Origin of the sequence: Ligilactobacillus sp. (assembly GCF_036846325.1) — a bacterium.
Taxonomy (GTDB): domain Bacteria; phylum Bacillota; class Bacilli; order Lactobacillales; family Lactobacillaceae; genus Ligilactobacillus.
Genome location: NZ_DAIUCE010000031.1, coordinates 1 through 19208, shown reverse-complemented (window position 1 = coordinate 19208; position 19208 = coordinate 1). Strand labels below are relative to the sequence as shown.

17 protein-coding genes, 2 tRNA genes and 1 pseudogene are annotated in these 19208 nt (G+C 47.5%); 5 read left to right on the top strand and 15 right to left on the bottom strand.

Annotation, left to right across the window (positions count from 1 at the left end):
• Nucleotides 1-76 precede the first annotated feature (76 nt).
• From V7Z60_RS04745 to V7Z60_RS04735, 3 genes are all read left to right on the top strand, one after another.
• On the top strand, nucleotides 77-358 hold the full coding sequence (locus V7Z60_RS04745; RefSeq protein ID WP_334116691.1) for a GNAT family N-acetyltransferase: 282 nt from the start codon (nucleotides 77-79) through the stop codon (nucleotides 356-358).
• Nucleotides 359-373: 15 nt separating this feature from the next.
• Entirely contained in the window at nucleotides 374-1057 is a 684-nt protein-coding gene (rpiA, locus tag V7Z60_RS04740) for a ribose-5-phosphate isomerase RpiA (protein WP_334116690.1), read from the top strand.
• 81 nt (nucleotides 1058-1138) lie between these two features.
• On the top strand, nucleotides 1139-2476 hold the full coding sequence (locus V7Z60_RS04735) for an aminopeptidase C (protein ID WP_334116688.1): 1338 nt from the start codon (nucleotides 1139-1141) through the stop codon (nucleotides 2474-2476).
• A 61-nt stretch (nucleotides 2477-2537) separates the two neighbouring features.
• On the opposite strand, the gene V7Z60_RS04730 is transcribed toward V7Z60_RS04735, so the two are convergent.
• From V7Z60_RS04730 to V7Z60_RS04710, 5 genes are all read right to left on the bottom strand, one after another.
• Complete coding sequence (locus V7Z60_RS04730; protein WP_334116687.1) at nucleotides 2538-3209, bottom strand: 2,3-bisphosphoglycerate-dependent phosphoglycerate mutase; 672 nt, start codon at nucleotides 3207-3209, stop codon at nucleotides 2538-2540.
• Nucleotides 3210-3451: 242 nt separating this feature from the next.
• A complete protein-coding gene (locus tag V7Z60_RS04725) occupies nucleotides 3452-4435 on the bottom strand; it encodes a methyl-accepting chemotaxis protein (RefSeq protein ID WP_334116686.1) in 984 nt (327 codons plus the stop codon).
• A 20-nt stretch (nucleotides 4436-4455) separates the two neighbouring features.
• Nucleotides 4456-5484: an FIST signal transduction protein gene (locus V7Z60_RS04720; RefSeq protein WP_334116684.1), complete on the bottom strand. Its 1029-nt coding sequence runs from the start codon at nucleotides 5482-5484 to the stop codon at nucleotides 4456-4458.
• Between the two features lie 200 nt (nucleotides 5485-5684).
• Entirely contained in the window at nucleotides 5685-6842 is a 1158-nt protein-coding gene (locus tag V7Z60_RS04715; protein ID WP_334116682.1) for a C40 family peptidase, read from the bottom strand.
• 420 nt (nucleotides 6843-7262) lie between these two features.
• Complete coding sequence (locus tag V7Z60_RS04710; RefSeq protein ID WP_334116680.1) at nucleotides 7263-8207, bottom strand: AEC family transporter; 945 nt, start codon at nucleotides 8205-8207, stop codon at nucleotides 7263-7265.
• Nucleotides 8208-8420: 213 nt separating this feature from the next.
• On the opposite strand from V7Z60_RS04710, the gene V7Z60_RS04705 reads away from it, so the two are divergent.
• Nucleotides 8421-9461, top strand: a complete 1041-nt coding sequence (locus V7Z60_RS04705) for an LCP family glycopolymer transferase (protein ID WP_334116678.1) — start codon at nucleotides 8421-8423, stop codon at nucleotides 9459-9461.
• A 90-nt stretch (nucleotides 9462-9551) separates the two neighbouring features.
• On the opposite strand, the gene V7Z60_RS04700 is transcribed toward V7Z60_RS04705, so the two are convergent.
• The 7 genes and pseudogenes from V7Z60_RS04700 to nadE all read right to left on the bottom strand — a co-directional run bounded on the left by V7Z60_RS04700 (nucleotide 9552) and on the right by nadE (nucleotide 14996).
• The gene (locus tag V7Z60_RS04700) at nucleotides 9552-10520 is read right to left on the bottom strand and encodes a beta-ketoacyl-ACP synthase III (protein WP_334116677.1); all 969 of its coding nucleotides are present in this window, start codon (nucleotides 10518-10520) and stop codon (nucleotides 9552-9554) included.
• Nucleotides 10521-10658: 138 nt separating this feature from the next.
• Nucleotides 10659-10743: transfer RNA gene (locus V7Z60_RS04695), tRNA-Leu, on the bottom strand.
• A gap of 117 nt (nucleotides 10744-10860) precedes the next feature.
• Nucleotides 10861-10945, bottom strand: a tRNA-Leu gene (locus V7Z60_RS04690).
• A gap of 59 nt (nucleotides 10946-11004) precedes the next feature.
• Nucleotides 11005-11472 carry a SprT family protein gene (locus tag V7Z60_RS04685; RefSeq protein ID WP_334116676.1) on the bottom strand — a complete coding sequence of 156 codons (468 nt, stop codon included), beginning with the start codon at nucleotides 11470-11472 and terminating at the stop codon, nucleotides 11005-11007.
• Nucleotides 11465-13641, bottom strand: a pseudogene (locus tag V7Z60_RS04680) (Tex family protein). The gene V7Z60_RS04685 and the pseudogene V7Z60_RS04680 overlap by 8 nt, the downstream one beginning before the upstream one ends.
• Before the next feature lie 92 nt (nucleotides 13642-13733).
• Entirely contained in the window at nucleotides 13734-14156 is a 423-nt protein-coding gene (locus V7Z60_RS04675; protein WP_334116674.1) for a hypothetical protein, read from the bottom strand.
• A 12-nt stretch (nucleotides 14157-14168) separates the two neighbouring features.
• The gene (nadE, locus tag V7Z60_RS04670; protein ID WP_334116673.1) at nucleotides 14169-14996 is read right to left on the bottom strand and encodes an ammonia-dependent NAD(+) synthetase; all 828 of its coding nucleotides are present in this window, start codon (nucleotides 14994-14996) and stop codon (nucleotides 14169-14171) included.
• A 150-nt stretch (nucleotides 14997-15146) separates the two neighbouring features.
• Here nadE and V7Z60_RS04665 point away from each other — a divergent pair, with 150 nt between their 5' ends.
• Entirely contained in the window at nucleotides 15147-15881 is a 735-nt protein-coding gene (locus V7Z60_RS04665) for a WecB/TagA/CpsF family glycosyltransferase (RefSeq protein WP_334116671.1), read from the top strand.
• 355 nt (nucleotides 15882-16236) lie between these two features.
• Here the strand turns inward: V7Z60_RS04665 and V7Z60_RS04660 are convergent, their stop codons facing one another.
• The 3 genes from V7Z60_RS04660 to proC all read right to left on the bottom strand — a co-directional run bounded on the left by V7Z60_RS04660 (nucleotide 16237) and on the right by proC (nucleotide 18971).
• Entirely contained in the window at nucleotides 16237-16935 is a 699-nt protein-coding gene (locus tag V7Z60_RS04660) for a GntR family transcriptional regulator (RefSeq protein WP_334116669.1), read from the bottom strand.
• A gap of 25 nt (nucleotides 16936-16960) precedes the next feature.
• Complete coding sequence (gene nagA / locus V7Z60_RS04655; RefSeq protein WP_334116668.1) at nucleotides 16961-18097, bottom strand: N-acetylglucosamine-6-phosphate deacetylase; 1137 nt, start codon at nucleotides 18095-18097, stop codon at nucleotides 16961-16963.
• Nucleotides 18098-18173: 76 nt separating this feature from the next.
• A complete protein-coding gene (gene proC, locus V7Z60_RS04650; protein WP_334116666.1) occupies nucleotides 18174-18971 on the bottom strand; it encodes a pyrroline-5-carboxylate reductase in 798 nt (265 codons plus the stop codon).
• Nucleotides 18972-19208: the final 237 nt, after the last annotated feature.

Genomic DNA, 19208 nt, shown 5'->3' with positions numbered 1-19208 from the left:
GTTGGGGTAGTTCAACAAATTAATTCATTGTTTAATGTTATAATTTAATCAGAAATAATTTTTAGGGGGTATTTTCATGAGCTTCAAATGGAGCGAAAATGAGTTCGCATATCTTAATGATGATAATCAAACGCTTGCCAGCATCGGTTTTAAAATGATCAACGACAATAAAACCTACGTCGTTGAGCGCACTTGGGTTGATGAAAAGGCACGCGGTCAAGGACTTGCCAAAAAGATCACGATCGAATTCCTGCAAAACGTCAAGCAGGAAAACAAAACTGTTCTTCCGCTCTGCTCTTATACTCAAAAATATTTCGCAAAGCACCCTGAGGTTGAGAACCTTTTATTTAAACGATAGTCCAGGAGGAGAAAAATGGATCAAAACGAACTTAAAAGCCTTGTCGGCAAAAAATCGGTCGAATGGATCAAGGACGGCATGACTGTAGGTCTTGGCACCGGTTCAACCGTCTACTACATGGTTGAAGAACTCGGCCGGCGCGTCAAAGATGAAAATCTTAAAATCACAGGAGTCACGACTTCAATCAGAACTGCCAGGCAGGCCGAAAGTCTCGGAATTCCGCTCAAATCGGTCGACACCGTTGATCATATCGACATTACGATTGACGGAGCCGATGAAATTTCCAGCGATTTCCAGGGAATCAAGGGCGGCGGTGCCGCTTTGCTTTACGAAAAAATCGTTGCCACGAACTCAGACAAGGTGATGTGGATCGTTGATGAAAGCAAGATGGTCGATAAGCTGGGACGCTTCCCGCTTCCGGTCGAAGTCATTCCGTACGGCAGCCAGAAAATATTTGAACGTTTCGAGAAAAAGGGGTTGAACCCTGCATTCAGAAAAGACGACAAGGGCGGGTTGCTTTTGACGGACTCGGACAACTATATCATCGATCTTCATCTCGGACAAATCGACAAGCCGCATGAGCTTGCAGAATATCTGATTCACCAGGTCGGCGTCGTTGAACATGGTCTTTTCCTTGATATGGTCGATACGGTAATCATCGGTCGTCAAAACGGACCTGAAGTTCTCGAGGCAAAGTAACATTTTTCCAGGCCAGCTTATTTACTTAGTCTGATAAATGCTATAAAATTATTAATAGTTTGTTAAAGGAAGGTGAACGTCTTGGCTAAAGACATTAGTGCAGACCAATTAAAGAAGTTCCAGGAAGAACTTGACGCAAAGGCAAATCACAACGTTGCAGAACGCGCCGTAACAAAGAACGGCATCTTGGCAACAAGCGCCGACTATCGTTCAGAAATCAACATGGATCCCGTTTTTTCAATTGACTTGGATACGGGAAAGGTTGCCAATCAAAAGCAATCCGGACGTTGCTGGATGTTTGCCGCATTGAACACGATGCGTCATGACATGAAGAACAAATTCGGCGTTGCAGATGATTTTGAGCTTTCACAAAACTATACTTTCTTCTGGGATAAGCTTGAAAAATCAAATTATTTCTATGAAAACGTCATTAAGACGGCCTCACTGCCGACATCGGACCGCAAGGTTGCCTGGCTCATGCAGACACCTCAACAGGACGGCGGCCAGTGGGACATGTTCATGGCCATCATTGACAAGTATGGCGTCGTTCCAAAGTCAGTCATGCCGGAAACATTCAGCTCATCCGCATCCCGTGAATTCAACTCGGCATTGAATCTGAAGCTTCGCAAGGATGCCGTTGAATTGCGCGAACTCGTCAATGCCAGCGCCTCAGAAGATGAACTTGAAGCAAGAAAGCAGAAGATGCTCTCCGAAGTTTACCGCATGTGTGCCTACAGCTTCGGCGAACCGCCTGCAAAGTTCGACTTCGAATACCGCGACAAGGACAAGAACTATCATGTCGACCGTGACCTGACACCTCAGGAATTCTTCAAGAAGTACGTTGGCTGGAACACAGAAGACTATGTTTCTGTCATCAATGCTCCGACAGAAGACAAGCCTTACAACCACATGTACACGATTGAAATGCTCGGCAACGTCGTCGGCGGACGCGAAGTTCGTCACTTGAACGTCGACATGGACACGTTCCGCAAAATTGCGATCAAGCAGCTTGAAGCAGGTGAAAGCGTCTGGTTTGGCTCAGACGTTGGCCAGTCATCCGATCGCAAGAAAGGCATCATGGATACCGAACTTTACCACAATGACGAATTGTTCGATGTTGACTTCTCAATGTCCAAGGCAGAACGCCTTGACTACTGCGAAAGCTTGATGACACACGCAATGGTTCTGACCGGCGTCAACCTGGTCGACGGCAAGCCGAACAAGTGGAAAGTCGAGAATTCATGGGGCGACCAAGTCGGAACGAAAGGTTTCTTTGTTATGAGCGACAACTGGATGGAGGAATACTGCTACCAAGTCGTCGTCAACAAGAAGTTCCTGTCGGAAGAACTTCAGAAAATCCTGAAGGAAGAGCCAAAAGTCTTGGCACCTTGGGATCCGATGGGTTCCTTGGCAAAATAAGCGTCATACGTTTAAAGACGCAAAACAGGATTGGATTTTTACATCCAATCCTGTTTTTTTGCTATAAAATTTTCTTTTCGATGATTCTCAGTCGATGGTCGAGCTCATAAATTATCGGCGTTCCATTTGCGACCTCAACCCCATCGATTCCCTGATCGCTGATATGCTCAATGAACTTGATCATCGCGCGCAGGGTGCTCCCGTGAGCCACGACAAGCTGATTTTCTCCGTCAAGCAATTTCGGTGCAATCTCGTCCGTCCAGTACGGCACGATTCTGTCATAAGCCATCTTCAGACTTTCACCGCGCGGCACGACGACATCAGGAAAACAGTCGTATCGCCTGTCATGATCAATTTTTTCCAACAGCGGCGGCACCGTATAAAATGAACGGCGCCACAACGCAACCTGTTCTTCACCGTATATTTCGCGCGTTCTGTTTTTGTTCAAGCCACGCAATGCCCCGTAATGTCGCTCGTTCAAGCGCCACGTCTTATGAATCGGCAGATAGCTCTGCCCGATTTCATCCAATACGATGTTTGCAGTCTTGATTGCGCGGACCAAAACGGAAGTATGCACGTCTGAAAAGTTGATTTTTTCATGACGCAGCAGCCTGCCGGCATGATGCGCCTGACTGATTCCCCTTTTCGTCAGCGGAGAGTCGGACCATCCCGTATAAACGTCCTCCCTGTTGGCAATGCTTTGCCCGTGTCTGATTAAAACCAACTTTACCATGCCGTTACCTTCCGTCTCTTAATGATACTTACAGTATATCATACATCACGATTATCCGGGAAATACAGTGAAAACAGCCGTATGCCGTGAATCAACCGCAATTGACTGACATTTCCGGCACATATGCACTAAGACAAAAACAGCGGGAACTTCCATCTGAAAAATGAAAAATCCCACTGTTTCATTCAACCGCCTGTCAATTACCGGAAAAAGCCGGCATGCCCCCTCGGTTTCTTCTGTCTTCAAGCCTGCTTCTTCACCTTTTCCGCCAGCATGTTCATCTGCTCAAGGTCGTTTGCAATGTCCTTGTAGCTTGCCGAACGGCTGTCAACGCCGTCAACGAGGGTCTTGATTCTTTCGCTGTCTTCTTCTGACTTCGTAACGACATCCTCCATCGTATCGCTCATCCTGTTAATGTGCCCCACGTTCTCCTTTTGCAGTGCCAGAACGTCGTCAAGATGGGCGCTGACGTTTTCATCCGATTTCCTGATTGTCTCAAAGCCGTCCGTGACCTCGCCAACAGTCGCGTTTGTTCTCTCAATCACCTTGGTTACATATTCAACCTGCTTTTGCAGCTGCATGACAACATTTTTGAGTTCATTCATCGACGACAGAATATCGCGTGAAAATCCCTTGGTGCTCTGGGCAAGGTTGCTCGTCTCACTTGCAACAACCGAAAAACCCTTTCCGGCTTCACCAGCACGATTGGCTTCGATTGATGCATTAAGTGCCAGAATGGTGGTGCTTTCAGCGATGTCGTCAATGCTTTGCGCCTTTGTCGAGATATTGTCGAATTCCTTTCGCAGCGTTGTCATCTCACTTGTAATGTTTCCGATGAAACCGTCAAGGTCCTTCACAATGTCATTCATTGCGGAAAAGTGATCCCTTGAACCGTCAATTGCATCGCTTGAAGTCTGCATCTCGGCGGCAACGGCGGCAATCTTTTCTTCAAGTTCGCTGTTGCTTTGCTCAAGTTTTCTTGAGGAATCAGCGGCTTCTTGAATGCTGTCGGTTGTTTCCCTGTTGACACTCAAAAGCTGATCCAGGCTCCGCGTCGATTCGCTTTCAAGATTCATCAGATTCCGGAACTGCCTTTTCGTATGATCTGTCAGATCATAAATCGTCGAGTAGTATTCCGTTGCCGTGATGTCTTCGTGCAAATTTACCTCCGGTACATTATGCTCCTGTTCTTCAACAACTTCACTGTTCTTTTTGAACCACTTCATCTTACAATTCCTTCCCTTTCCTATTCAATCCCAAGCAGCACCATCGTCTGGTTGCAGTGTTGAAATTCATACTGCTCACCGGCGCTGATGTAGCCTGACTGACTTGAATTCATTCTTTCAAGTGAGGTGAACACCTGTTGCCACTTTCCGTTTTTCGTAAAATACTGATCTCTCAAAATGCAGTTGATTGAAAGCAGCACTGACGGTTTCATTCCCATCTTCTTCCTTGTCTGTTCCATGATGACATCCATGTCGCCCAGTTCGAGCACATCAACAAACTTGTTCGGAATGATTTCCGAATAAAACTTGATTGAATGATCATGCTGAATCCTCTGCGGCGAATTGATGAAAAGCTCACCGTCAGTCTTCTGTCCAAGCGGATGAGAGATGAATTCATTGCGCAGATCATACAACGGAATGCCAAGGACACGGGCATATTCTTCATCGGCCGGCCGGTTATTGAAGGTATAGACAATTCTTTTGATCGGGTCAGCCTTGGTCACAAGCAGTTTCTTTCCAGTGGGCACATAGATGTTTTCCTTGATGACTTCCGTATGCCTCCTGCAGTCAATGAAGACTGCAATGTGCTTGACGCGCTGTCTGCCGTAGTAGATAAGAGTTGAGTCATAACTGGTGTCACCTGCGGAGCCGCCGATCATCTTGAAGTTGTGATCCATGAAATAGAGACTGGTCATGATCATGTCCTCCTGCCCGGAGAGCCCGTCGGCAATCAGATACATGAACGCATTCGGGTTGTCCTTAACTCTGTCATAGGCTTTCCTGAGATCATTTCTTGACAGTATCGGCGGTTCGGCAATCGGAACCACCTCGCAGATGTCCTTCTTCTCACTGAATCCCGTGAACCCGTGCTCTTTTTTCACATTTCCGTACGTCTGTGCAAATGATGTTGCAATAATCATGTTATCGGGAATCATTGTCTCGAACAGCTCGATTTCCGTATGCGTGCTGAACAAAACGAGAAGTTCGTCATTATGCTGCCGGGCATAGTCAAGGACTGCTTCGCTACTGTCAAATGTTAATGCTTTCATAGGCCTGCCTCCAAATGTTATCTTTAACTATTTGCTCCGCAAACCTCTTTACCATGTACATATCGTCCTGTTTTCCCTAATTTTAAGGAATAACTTATATTATTCTCATTTTTCATAAAAAAAGAGAAACATGAATTTTCCATGTTTCTCTTCATATTGCATATTCATAGAATTCCAGTTTAAGTCGTAATTGTCAGGATTTAGTTCAAGCGACCGCAGAATGAAGGACGCATGTACTTGAGTGACGTAACCTTGACCACATCGCCTGTCTGCGGAGCATGCACGAAGCTGCCGCCGCCGACATAGATGCCGACATGGCTGCCACCGTTGAAGAATACCAAGTCACCAGGCTGAAGCTGGCTTTCGGAAATCTGCGTGCACATTGCCTGCTGAGAGTATGAGGAATGAGGCAGACTCTTGCCGAATGCAGCATACACATACATTACAAGACCGGAGCAGTCGAATCCGGAAGGAGATGCCCCGCCCCACTTATAAGGAACACCGCAGAATGAAGTTGCGTAACCCACAACACTGCCGTACTTGGCAGCCGGAGCAGCGCTGACAGTACTGCTGCTTGAATTCTCCGAATTGCTTGTAGTACTTGTGGTACTTGTCTGCTGAACCTGTGCCTGGGTTGTCTTCGTATTGTCGTCAGCCTTCGTGTCGTTGTCAGTCTTTGTCACAGCTGCAACGGCCTTGTTGGCATCATTCAGGGCATTCTGCGTTTCACGCTCGTTCTTGGCCTTGGCAACTCTGTCAGCAGCTTCCTGAGCCTTCTTTGCTGCTTCCTCAGCTGCCTTCTTTGCTGCGTCTTCCTTTGCCTTCTTGACCTCAAGCTGCGTCTTCTGAACGGCAAGCTGGGCAATGTCATTGTTCAGCTTCTTGTTTGTTTCCTTCTGGCTTGAAGCGGCCTTGTCGACGACAGCCTTGTCAGCGGCAACCTTCTCCTTGTCAGCCTTCTGCTGTGCCACGGCCTGATTGTTGGCACGGACAAGCGTTGCAACCGTGAATGTGCGGTTAACCGCATCCGACAGGCTGTCGGCGCTTGTAACGAAGTCAATCATCGAACCGGCATTGTTGATCTGGGCTGCACGTGCCTGACGTGCAAGCTGTGCCTTGCGGGCCTTGATGTTCTTTTGCAGCTTGAGAATCTCATTGCTCTTCTGGAACTGAAGGTCTTCAAGCTTGGAAAGCTTGACCTGACCGTCCTTGACCGCCTGTTCCGTATCCTTGATCTTCTGTGTGACTGCATCGATATCAGCCTGCGTGTCTGCCTTGGCAGAAGACTGGGCATAGCTGGCAAATGTCAGCGCCGCTGCTGCTGTCAATGTCAATTTGAATAACTTCGAATTCTTCATTAGCGACTACCTTCCTGTAACAACTTTTATTTTCATAACTGGAACTCCGGAATATCTTCCGTCCGTTTTGACTACAATAGCTATGTTACCATTTAACAACACTCAACTCAATTACAGTAAATTTACAAAATCGTTCAAAAAAGCCTCTAATGTTACAAAAACATTTCACGAAGCTCCAAATTTTTGTTACCCCCCCGTATAAACGCCATTTTATCGGCTATAAAAGTGTTCCCGCCTCGTTTTTGACATTACAATCTGTAATATTTCTCTTTTGTTACAAATTATTTTTTCTAATTTAAAGCGTTTTCAAGCATTTGCTATGATTCCAGTCGCTTATTTTTCACTCAGAATCTCATTTAAAAAAACAAAAAGCAGAATATTTCAACGTTTTGAAATATTCTGCACTGCATTCTTTCTAATCTAAAGCGACTGCATGATGACCATCAGAATCGGAACGACAATCAGGGACATCAGCGTCGTTTCCGTTACCATAACGGCTGCATAGGACGAATCTGCGCCATACAGGTTCGCAACAACGGGAGCGTTCGTCATCACCGGCATCGCCGACTGCAGGATGAAGACGTGCTTCATCAAGGTCGGCATCGGTGCGTGAATCACCAGAACCGTCATCAAAAGCGGCGCGCAAATGAAACGTCCGAATAAAATCAGCAGGTTGTCCTTCTTCAAGGACATCTGCGCAAGGCCGGCATGAGACACTGAAATCCCGATGAACAGCATCGACAGCGGAATCGTCAGGTTGCCGAGATACACCAGGTCACGATTTATAAACGTCGGCAGTCTCACGTCCAGAAGCACCAGCACGATTCCCAGCATGAATCCGAGCAGTGGAGGAGAAAAAACCTTGCCAAGGGTCTTCTTCAGATTGAACTTTGCGTCGCCCTCCCCGTCACGCTGGATGAAAAACGTTCCGAGCGTCCAGAAGATCGTCGTATTGGCCATGTAGTAAATCAAAACGTAGGGGATGCTGCGGTCGCCAAACAGTGCCTGGTTAATCGGAAGTCCGACAAAAATCGTGTTGGAGTTGAAGAACATTGACGTAAACAGTCCCTGGCGGCCCTTTTTGATGTTGAAGATTCTTACCAGCGCAAACGCAACTGCCATTAAGATCATCATCGAAAGCACCGGAAACCGGAGATCCGGCAGCATGCTCAAAAGCTCATGCGCCTTGAACTTCCCGGTAATCGTGCTGAGCATGTAGCACGGCAGCGAGACCTGCGTGACAAGCCTGGCAATCAGCTTGTCCGCGTCTCCCTTGAACCACCCGTGTTCGGTCAGACAATATCCGACGAGAATCATCCCCAAAATAACGAGAACGCCCGACAGACTTTCCATAAAGACTTGCATAATCTACCTTCTTTTTCATTGTTTTTTAATCTTTTTCAAAATTATAGCATTTAACGTCGGCAAATGCACTATCTGCTTCCCGTTAAAGCGCTTTTATTGCGAAAATATTTCAAGACCTTTTAGAATCCGTTAAATTTTCCCTCTTGTCTATCACGAAACCGTTAAGATGTGTATAATGATACTATTCAATATTTCATTCAAAGGGGATTTGAAATGTCAGATCATACTAAACGCTCCGTTGACTCACCGGGTAAAGCCAAAATCAGAAAATGGGTCTGCGGCTTTCTGCTGGTTGCCCTGCTTGGAGGGTTCTACGGCTGCGGTGCTTATCTCTACAGCATGCTACATACAGCCGAGGAGACGATTACTACAACATACAAGAAGGTCAAAGTCAAGAAGGCGCGCAACGTTTCAAAGGTCTTGAAGGAAAAGAAGCCGATTTCGATTCTGCTGCTCGGGACGGATACCGGAGACCTTGGAAGAAGCGATACGGGGAGAACAGATACGCTGATCATCGCCACCGTCAATCCGACGACGCAGCGGACGACTTTGACGAGCATCCCGCGCGATACTCTGCTCAAAATTCCAAACTGCCGGGATCCGTACGACAAGATCAATGCCGCATATTCTGTCGGCGGCGTTCCGACAGCCATCAAATCGATTCAAAAGCTGCTCGACGTTCCAGTCGACTATTATGTGCTGCTCAACATGGGCGGATTAAGACAAGTCGTTGATGCAATCGGCGGAATTACCGTCACTCCGACATTGACGTTCCAATATGAAGATGCAGACGTGGTTCAGGGAAAGAAGACGACGCTAGACGGCAAGGCAGCGCTTTCCTATGCCCGCATGCGCCACGACGATCCGCTTGGAGATTACGGCCGCCAGAAACGTCAGCGCCAGGTCATTCAGGCCATCGCCAGGAAGGCTCTTAATTTTTCAAGCGTTTCAAAATTTGACGACATCCTGAAGGCAGTCAAGGACAACATGCAGACCGACCTCAGCTACGATGACATGTGGGCCATCGAAACAAATTACAAGAAGGCCGCTTCAAACATCAAATCCGATTGTCTGCAGGGAGAAAACGGATGGTATGATTCAACCTCATGGCAGGTTGCGACGTCAACGGAACGATCGCGCGTTTCAAAAAACATTCGCGAAGAACTCGGAATGGAAGAATCGACCGAAACGTTTGCCGACGATACCGGCATTGCCGAACAGGCCATCGCAGGCGCCAAGGCAATGGGACAATAATAAGCTCATGATGAAGATAAAGTCGAGAATTCGCTTCTCGGCTTTTTTTAACGTAAAAAGCCCGCTTGCCAGAGGACAAGGGGCCAAAAACTAAAATCCAATCAACAGGCTGCCATAGGCCAGACCGGCACCGAAGCCCGTCAACAGGCAGCGCTTCGGTCTCTTGCCCTGAGCAAGAGCCTCCGACAAGGCCAACGGGATTCCGACCGATGAAGTGTTTCCGGCCGTCTGAACGTTAATCTGGAATTTTTCAAGCGGCAGATTCAATGCCCTGGCGATATTTTCAATCAAGCGCAGATTGGCCTGATGCGTGATCACCAGATCGAGGTCTTCCGGCTTCAGGCCTTCCTTTTCCAGAAACTCGCGCATGTGGACGGTAATTTCGTCGGTCACAAAATTATACACTGAACGTCCGTCCTGGTAAAAGGCATCCATCTGCGGGTAATTTTCAGCAGAAATTTCCTGAATCGGTTCGATGCGTCCGCTGTGAATGACTTCCCCGTTTCCCCTGGCATGCAGTTCTTCTGCGATAAAGCTTTCATCCTCAGGATCCCGGCTTGATTCCAGCAGGACTCCCGCTGCTCCGTCGCCGAAAAAGACGGCAGACGTCCGGTCCCTGAAGTCCATCATCTTGGAATTCGTTTCTGCGCTGATGACGATTGCCTTTTCGTACTGACCGCAGCGAATGAACTTTTCTGCAGTGGACAACGCAAAGACAAAACCGGCACAAGCAGCGGAAATGTCGTATGCAAATGCATTGACACAACCAGTTTTTCCCTGAACCAGGGCCGCCGTTGACGGCGTAATTGAATCCGGAGAAATCGTCGAAACGATAATCAGATCGATTTCCTCAGGACTGACGCCGGCTTTTTCCATCAGACTGACTGCCACTTTCGCGGCCATGTCGGACGTGTTTTCTCCAATCGCAAAATGACGCATTTCAATACCGGTGTGGCTTCTGATCCATTCATCAGAGGTTTCCATAATTGATGCCAGTTCATCATTCGTAACAATTCTGGGCGGCAGGTAGCCTGCGCTCGCACTAATTTTAACAGACATATGTTTCGTATCCTTTCGAATCTTTCCAAGGTATATCTTACCAATTTTTTCGTTAATGCGGAATACTTTGATCATTCAAAACACCGAACGCATTAAAAAAAGCTGCAGACCGATTTCTCAGCACTGCAGCTTGCGTTATGCGGGTAAATGGATTCGAACCATCACGGGCTCAACGCCCACCAGATCCTTAGTCTGACGCGTCTGCCAATTCCGCCATACCCGCGACAACATCATTAATTATATCAAGTTAATTACAACTATGCAACCCTTAATTCAAAAAAATTATCACAGATAAAAAAATTGCAGAACCGATTTCTCATCAGTCCTGCAACCTTAGTCATGCGGGTAAATGGATTCGAACCATCACGGGCTCAACGCCCACCAGATCCTTAGTCTGACGCGTCTGCCAATTCCGCCATACCCGCGACAACGTTATTAATTATAACAGTCATTTTCAGCAGACGCAAGTCCTTTTCAAAAAAAATTATCGATACTCATGAATCTCGACCAATTCAATATTTCCATGGCACTTTGAACAGACATAGCGCGCGGTATTGACGCGACGTTTGCGTTGATAAAGCACCCCGCATCCTTCGCATTTGTAAACATAATATCTCTCAACCCCCGTCCTGGCAGATTTTAATTCCGGTGCGTAACGCAAGCCGTTGACTTTTTTCAATAAAGCCTTGAATTCCGAATCCTTATGCCTGTATCCTCTTCCTTCCAGATGCAGATGATAGTGACACAGCTCATGCTTAATGATGCCGATCAGCACGGACGAACCATGTTCCGTCAGCATTTTGGGATTAATCTCAATATCATGGTCGCTCAAGCGATATCTGCCGCCAGTCGTTCTCAAGCGCCCGTTAAAGGAGGCACGGTGCCTGAATCTGCGCCCGAAGTCTTCCAGGGAAATCCTTTCAACCAGCCTTTGCAGCTCCTGATCATTCATACTTTGGATCCACCATCGTCAATTGAATGCGGCCGCGCTTTTCATCCACGCCGTCAATCCACACGTCCACGATATCACCCACGGAAACGACATCGGCAGGTTTTTTGACAAAGCCCTTCTTCAGTTTGGAAATGTGGACGAGACCGTCCTGCTTGACCCCGATATCCACAAATGCTCCGAAATCCACAACGTTGCGCACCGTTCCCTGAAGCTTCATTCCTTCCTTCAAATCCTCAAGGTGCAAAACGTCTGATCGCAGCAGCGGCTTTTGCATCGAATCGCGCAGATCGCGGCCGGGTTTCTTCAGACTTTCAACAATGTCTTCAATGGTTTGAACGCCTGCACCAGTTTCCTTTGCAAAATCATTCGGATCAAGGCGACTGAGCTTTTCCAAGCCGTCCTTTGTCGACAGCTCTGCATTTTTCATCCCGAGCTCCTTCAATAACCGGCGCGTCAGATTATAGCTTTCAGGGTGGATGTCCGTATTATCGAGCGGTTCGCTGCCGTTTGGAATGCGCAAAAAGCCGGCAGCCTGTTCAAACGCCTTGTCGCCTAAGCGCTTGACCTTCTTTAACTGCGACCTTTTTTCAAATCGTCCGATTTCCGAGCGGTAATCCACGATATTCTGAGCAGTCGTCGCATTCAGTCCGGAAATATGCTCCAGCAGCTGCGGACTTGCGGTATTCAGATTTACTCCGACCTTGTTGACGCCCGTTTCGATTACGAACCTGAGCCTCTCATCAAGATCTCTTTCAGGCAGATCATGCTGATATTGACCGACGCCGATTGCCTTCGGATCAATTTTGATCAGTTCAGCCAACGGATCCTGCAAGCGGCGGGCAATGCTGACTGCAGAACGTTCTTCGACGTTGAAGTCCGGGAATTCCCTTCTGGCAGTTTCGCTTGCCGAATAAACCGAAGCACCGGCCTCGTTGACGATCACGTAGGAGACTTCTTCGTCCATTTCCCTTAAAACGTCCGCAACGAAGCTTTCTGATTCACGACTTGCCGTCCCGTTTCCGATGGCAATCGTCCTGACGCCGTACTTCCGGATCAAAGTCCTGAGCGTCTTCTTCGCATCTGCGACCCGCTTTTGATCAACATGTTCGCCCTTGTACTTTTCGTGCGGGTAAATGACCGCCTTGTCCAGGAACTTGCCCGTTTCATCGACGACTGCCAGTTTGCATCCGGTCCGATAAGCCGGGTCAAGTCCCAATACGACCCGGCCTTTAAGCGGTGCCTGCATCAGCAGATGGTAAAGGTTGTCCCCGAAGACTTCGATTGCCTTCACATCCGCCTTCGCAGTCAGATTGTTACGCAATTCGCGTTCAATTGCCGGCTTGATGAAGCGTTTATATGCATCGTCGCAGGCCTTTTTGACATATTCTGCTGAATCTTCCTCATGATTTCCGGCATAATGGCGATGCATCTGATTCAGGATGCGTTCATCTTCAAGTTCGAGCTTAATCCGCAAAACGCCCTGCTTTTCCCCGCGGTCAAGCGCAAGCACTTGATATGACGTGAGCTTTCCGGCAGGTGCCTCGAATTCATAGTAGTTTTTATAGACTTCCTGTGCATCTTCTGCATTTTTCTTCCTGACGGCCACGATTTTCCCGCGTCTTTCGGCCAAATCACGCACCATTTGCCTTGTCTGAGGATTTTCGCCGAACTTTTCTGCCAGAATTTCCATTGCTCCGTCAATGGCTGTCCTTGCTTCTTCAAGGCCTGATTTTCTGGCAACTGCCCTTGCCCTTGACTCAACCGTTTCCTTCTGAAACGTCAGCATCCACAGCGCAAAAGGCTCCAGGCCGGCTTCTTTTGCAGCCTGGGCCTTTGTCCGCCTTTTCTGCCTGTATGGCAAATACAGATCTTCCAACTGCTGCATCGTTTCAGCTGCTTCGATTGATTTTTTCAGTTTTTCGGTCAGCTTGCCGAGTTCTCCGATCTTGGCTTCAATATCGCTGCGTTTTTTTCAATTTTTTCCACTCGTTGGTACGCATCACTGATGTCCTTGATTTGAACTTCATCCAGACTGCCCGTTCTTTCCTTGCGATAGCGCGCAATGAAAGGCACCGTGTTGCCTTCCTCAAGCATCTTCAAGACAGACTCAATTTGATGTTCCTTGTAAGGCATGGCTTGAGCGACGATTTCTAAATATCCTTTTTCCACGTGCATCATCCCTTCGATTTCCTTTTTATTCTATCTTCATGATCAAAGAATTACAACAAAAACCACGTCCGAAATTTCAGACGCGGTTTCCTTTATCTCATGATTTTCCTGACGCATCTGGCAATGTCGTCCATGGCATCACCCTGCTCCTTTTCAGAAACGTCAAACTGCTCTGCATCAACCCATCTTCCTGCATAATCAATTGATGAATTCATATGAGCGCAGCCTTCATAAAAACGGCGATATGCTCCGACAAGCTTCTTGTGCACCCCGATAATCGCAATCGGAGCTTCCAGGCCCTGCAGTTTTTTGAGGTTCTTCTCGTAAAGTTCAACGCCTGTCTCAAACTCTGCTCTTGTCTTGTCATAATCTTCAGGGGAAATGTCCTTTCCTTCGTCAATGGCTTTCCGGAACGTTTCAAAAAATGGATTAAGCTTTGCGCCCATATTCTCGGTAGTTTCCATCACTTCGGACAAGACGCTGACATAGTGTCCGAAATCTGCTCTGCGTTTCATTGAAATCCCCCTTTACTTCCAGAATTCGTCATATACGTTAATCGGCATGTGACGCTTGTGCTGCGTCTTAAGGTACCAGCCTTCAATCGTTTCGGCAGCTTTTTCCTCGACTTCGCGTCCTTCAAGATAATCGTCAATGTCCTTGTAGGTTACGCCCAAAGCCGCTTCATCAGGCAATGCAGGTCGATCTTCTTCAAGATCAGCCGTCGGCGTCTTGAGATACAGATGTTCCGGAGCACCCAGAAGTTTAAGCATTGCACGACCCTGGCGCTTGTCAAGACGCCAGAGAGGGCAGATGTCAGCACCGCCATCGCCGTATTTCGTATAGAATCCGGTTACGGCTTCGGCAGCATGATCAGTCCCGGCAACGGCTCCGTTTTCGGAACCGGCAATCGCATATTGCGCAATCATGCGTTCACGGGCCTTGATATTTCCCTTGTTGAAATCGCTGACCTTCAGACCGTTTGCCTCAACCGCCTCCATCATTGCATCGCTTGACGGCTTGATGTTGACGCGGACGGTCTTGTCGGCCTTCATGAACTCGATTGCGTCCATTGCATCCTGTTCGTCGGCTTGATCGCCGTACGGCAGGCGAACGGCAATAAACTTGTAATCAGAGTTGCCGGTTTCTTCGCGTAGCTCGCTGATTGCCTTCTGGCAAAGGGTTCCGCAAAGCGTCGAATCCTGTCCTCCTGAGATGCCAAGCACGATGGATTTGAAAAACGGATATTTCAAAAGATATGCCTTGATAAAGTCAACCGAGCGGCGAATTTCCCTTTCAGGATCAATTTCAGGCAAGACCTTAAGTTCATCAATAATTTGTTTTTGCAAAGGACGCATAACGTTTCCTCACTTTCATGTCATAAAATATATCATCGTATTCATTGTACGCCTTTTAAACTAAAATTTCATTATAAATTTAATTGTACCATGTAAGGCAAATCAACGTTATAATTGTCGTTAGAGACAAAAAAGAAAGCAGGTAAATACATGACCCAGCCATTTTCAACGGTCAACGTCCTGGGCTTTGACTTCATCAAGGCCACCCAGCAGGAATTCGTCGAACAATTAAAAGAAGACAGCCTTTCTCACAAAAATCGCTTCGTGGTGACGGCCAATCCGGAAATCGTTTTAACCGCATTGAACGATCCCGAATATTCTTCAGCCATCAAGGATGCGGATTATCTCACGGCGGACGGCATCGGCATCGTCAAGGGCGCAAAGATTCTCGGATCAGAACTTCCGGGACGCGTCACCGGATTTGACACGATGACTGCCATCTTGAAATGGTGTGATGAAGAACGTAAGAGAATCTATTTCCTCGGTGCGAAAAACGAAGTCATCATGACCATGATCGGGAAAATCAAGGAAGCGTATCCCGGAATAGTCATTGCCGGCTTTCATGACGGATACTTCAAGGATGAAGAAGGCATCGTTCGTGACATTCAGACTTCAGAACCGGATTTCGTCTTCTGTGCCTTGGGTTTTCCTAAGCAGGAATACTTTATTGAAAGAAACAGACACGTCACCGACGCCATCTGGATGGGAATCGGCGGTTCCTTTGATGTTCTGGCCGGTTACGCAAAGCGTGCTCCGCAATGGTGGATCGATCACCACATCGAGTGGCTCTACCGTCTCTACAAGGAACCGACCAGATTTTTGCGCATGATGGCATTGCCGAAATATCTGCTTTTGGTTTACAGACGCAAATTCTTCGGAAAATAAGCATGAACTTCCTGAGCCTTTTATCGGGCTCAGTTTTTTTGTTTTTTCAAAACAAAAAAAGGTTGGGAAAACTTTGTGCATACGGAATAATTCTTCATCGAAGACTGGAATTTACGGGCAGATTTCAAAAACTGCCATTTTGCCCGTAACCCAGTCCTGACGACCTGATTGAGCCGGCGATTCGCAGCACTGTATTTTAAAAAATCAGGTTTTCATGCCTCAAAATTGAAAAAAATACCGGACAAAATCAGTCGCATTACGACCTCCTTTGTTCGGTACTTCATTTAATTCAAGAGTGAAAAGGGAATTTTTCCCATCCTCTCGTCAAATTCCGCTTTAACAGAAAAGCGTTTCGTTATTTTTCCAGATAAAATTCAAACCTGTCACCGGCATACTGGGTCCTGACATATTCAAACGGCGTTCCGTCACCGAGTTCCGTAATCTGTCGCAGCCTTAAGATTGCCGAACCGCGCTTGATGTTCAAATACTCAGCAATCCTTTCCGATGCAACCTGCGCAGAAACGCTTTGCTGAGCATGTCCGATTTCCCGTCCGCTTTCCTCAAGCGTCCGGTAAAGCGACGTGGTAATCTGACTGCGCTCGTAATCCTTGACGAGACTATAGGGAAGCGTGGCGACCTCAAAACAGATCGGCACTTCGTCTGCATAACGGATACGTTCCATCCGAAGAACCTTTTCGTCGTCTTTCAGTTTCAATCGTTCCGTTTCGCTCAGAGAAGGCGTCGTCACCAGATAAGAAACTGTTCGACTGGAAGGCTTTTTGCCCTGCTCTTCCATCAATTCAGTGAAACTGGTCACGCCAGTCATTTTTTCCTGCACTTTCTTGCGTGCAACAAACGTCCCGGCGCCGACCTGGCGTTCCAGGATTCCTTCTTCGACCAAAGTTTGAACCGCCTGCCGCAAGGTCATCCGGCTGACGTTAAATTCCAAGGCAAGCTCACGTTCAGAGGGGATTCGGTCACCGACAGACCACACGCCAGCCTCAATATCTTTTTTTATCCGGTTGTGAATTTGAATGTAAACCGGTGAACTCATTGAAAATCACCCTCCATAATTTTGTCTATTCTTTAAAAAGCCTCCCGAAGCTGTATGTCGCTTCGAGTTCCATCTTATCGTTGAAAATGTTGAAATCGGCATCCTTGCCGGCTTCAATTGCACCCTTGGACGTCAGGTTGAATTCACGAGCCTGGTTGACGGAGCTCATCTTGACCGCTTCTTCAATGCTGCAGCCGGTGAACTTCATGATATTGACAAAGGCATCCTTGAACATCAGGACAGAACCTGCCAAAGTGCCGTCTTCGAGACGCGCCTGTCTGTCCTTGACGATGACTTTTTGACCACCGAGTTCAGAAACGCCCTCAGGCATGCCCTTGGCCCTCATTGAATCAGTGATGAGATCAATCTTTTCTGCACCTTTCAGCTCATATGCAAGCTTGATCATGTCAGGACAAACGTGGAATCCGTCAGCAATCATTTCACAGCGGATATTGTCTTCAAGCAAGGCATGACCGGTTACGCCGGGTTCACGGTGCTTGAATTCACGTTGCGCATTGTACAGGTGCGTGATATGCGTTGCACGGGAATGCTTCATTTCCTCTCTTGTAGCGTTGCTGTGTCCGCATGACGGAACAATCCCGTGTTCCAGACAATACTGTTCAAATTCAGGCGACGTCTTGTGCTCAGGAGCATACGTCACGAGCTTGATCATGTTCCCGGAAACCTTGTTCCAATGATCAAACAGTTCAACGTCCGGAGCTTCGATATACTCTTCAGGCTGAGCCCCCTTGAAAACAGGCGATACGAACGGTCCTTCCAGATGAACGCCCTGAATGACGGGATTCTTCTCAGCCGCTTTCTTAACGGCCGCCAGGGCATTTTCAATGTTTTGGTGAGACTGCGTCATCGTTGTCGCAAAATAGGTCGTCACGCCTTCGCAAACCATGTGGTTCACCATTTCATCGATTTCCTCAGCATTGCCGTCCATCGTATCAAAGCCGTAGCCGCCATGACTGTGGACGTCAATAAAACCAGGAACGATCGTCTTGCCGAGCACGTCAACAATTTCATCATCAGAAGACCGGCAAACATATTCGCTCATCCTGCCGACGGCTTCGATTTGCTTGTCAAACCTGATATAACCATCCTCAATCTTCTCTGAACCAGTATAAATCACTGCATGTTTGATAACTTTGCTCATAATTGAACCCGCTTTCTTAATTTTAATTACAGTCCAATCATAATTGGTATAGACCAAAAAGTCAAGTAAACAGCTGTTATTTTTTGTCTTTGGCAACTGTCGCGTCTAAACCTTTAATGACGGAAGTTGTAAATCCGTATTCCTCCATCGCCAGCAGTCCGGCAACCGTCGTTCCTCCGGGAGAGCAGACGTCATCAACAAGGTCCATCGGGCTTTTGGCTGCTTCCAGAACCTTCATGGCACTGCCCAAAACGGCCTGGGCGGCAATTTCAGTCGCCTGCTTCTTGTTCAGCCCGTACTTGACGCCTGAACGGGACATCGCGTCGATAAAGAGATACACATAGGCAGGGGAACTGCCCGCAAGCGCGACGAACGTGCTGAAGTCCCTTTCCTCCATTTCAGCCGTCTTGCCGATGGAATCAAAAAGATCCGTCACTTCGGAAAATTCGGTTTCAGTCACCGTTTCGCCTGCCTTCAGGGCTGTCATTCCCTCACCGATTTCAACGTTTACGTTCGGCATGATTCTGACGATTCTGGCCGCCGGAAAATGCAGTGCATCAGCCAGCTCAGCGATGCTGACGCCCGTAACCATCGAAACAAGCACCGGATTCTTCTCTTCAAATTCAGTGCTGATTTCTTCTAAAACGTCTTTGGCAACGATTGGCTTGACTGCCAGGAAAACAATCTCTGCGTTTCTGACGACATCTGAGTTGCTTTCGCAAGGATTGAGTCCCTTTTCCTTCGCATAGCCTTCATAGCTGCTCTTGTGGGCACTGTGTATGTATACATCCCCACCGGAAATTCTTTTTTCAGCAATCAAGCCGTTGACAATCGCCCTGGCCATGTTGCCGGCACCGATAAACCCTAATTTCATCTAAATCACCCCTTGTTAATATTCTACAACCTTTTGCGAAACTATACCAGTGAACAGTCCCGCCATTAATTTCCCGCAGACAGCCACCGTGTCCCTTGAGAAAATAAAACCGAAACAGAATCCTGCTCCGACACACAAAAAAAGACAAGGGTCACAGAAACCTTGTCTCAAAGCGATATATAATTGGGGTAACTGGATTCGAACCAGTGCATGACGGTACCAAAAACCGTTGCCTTA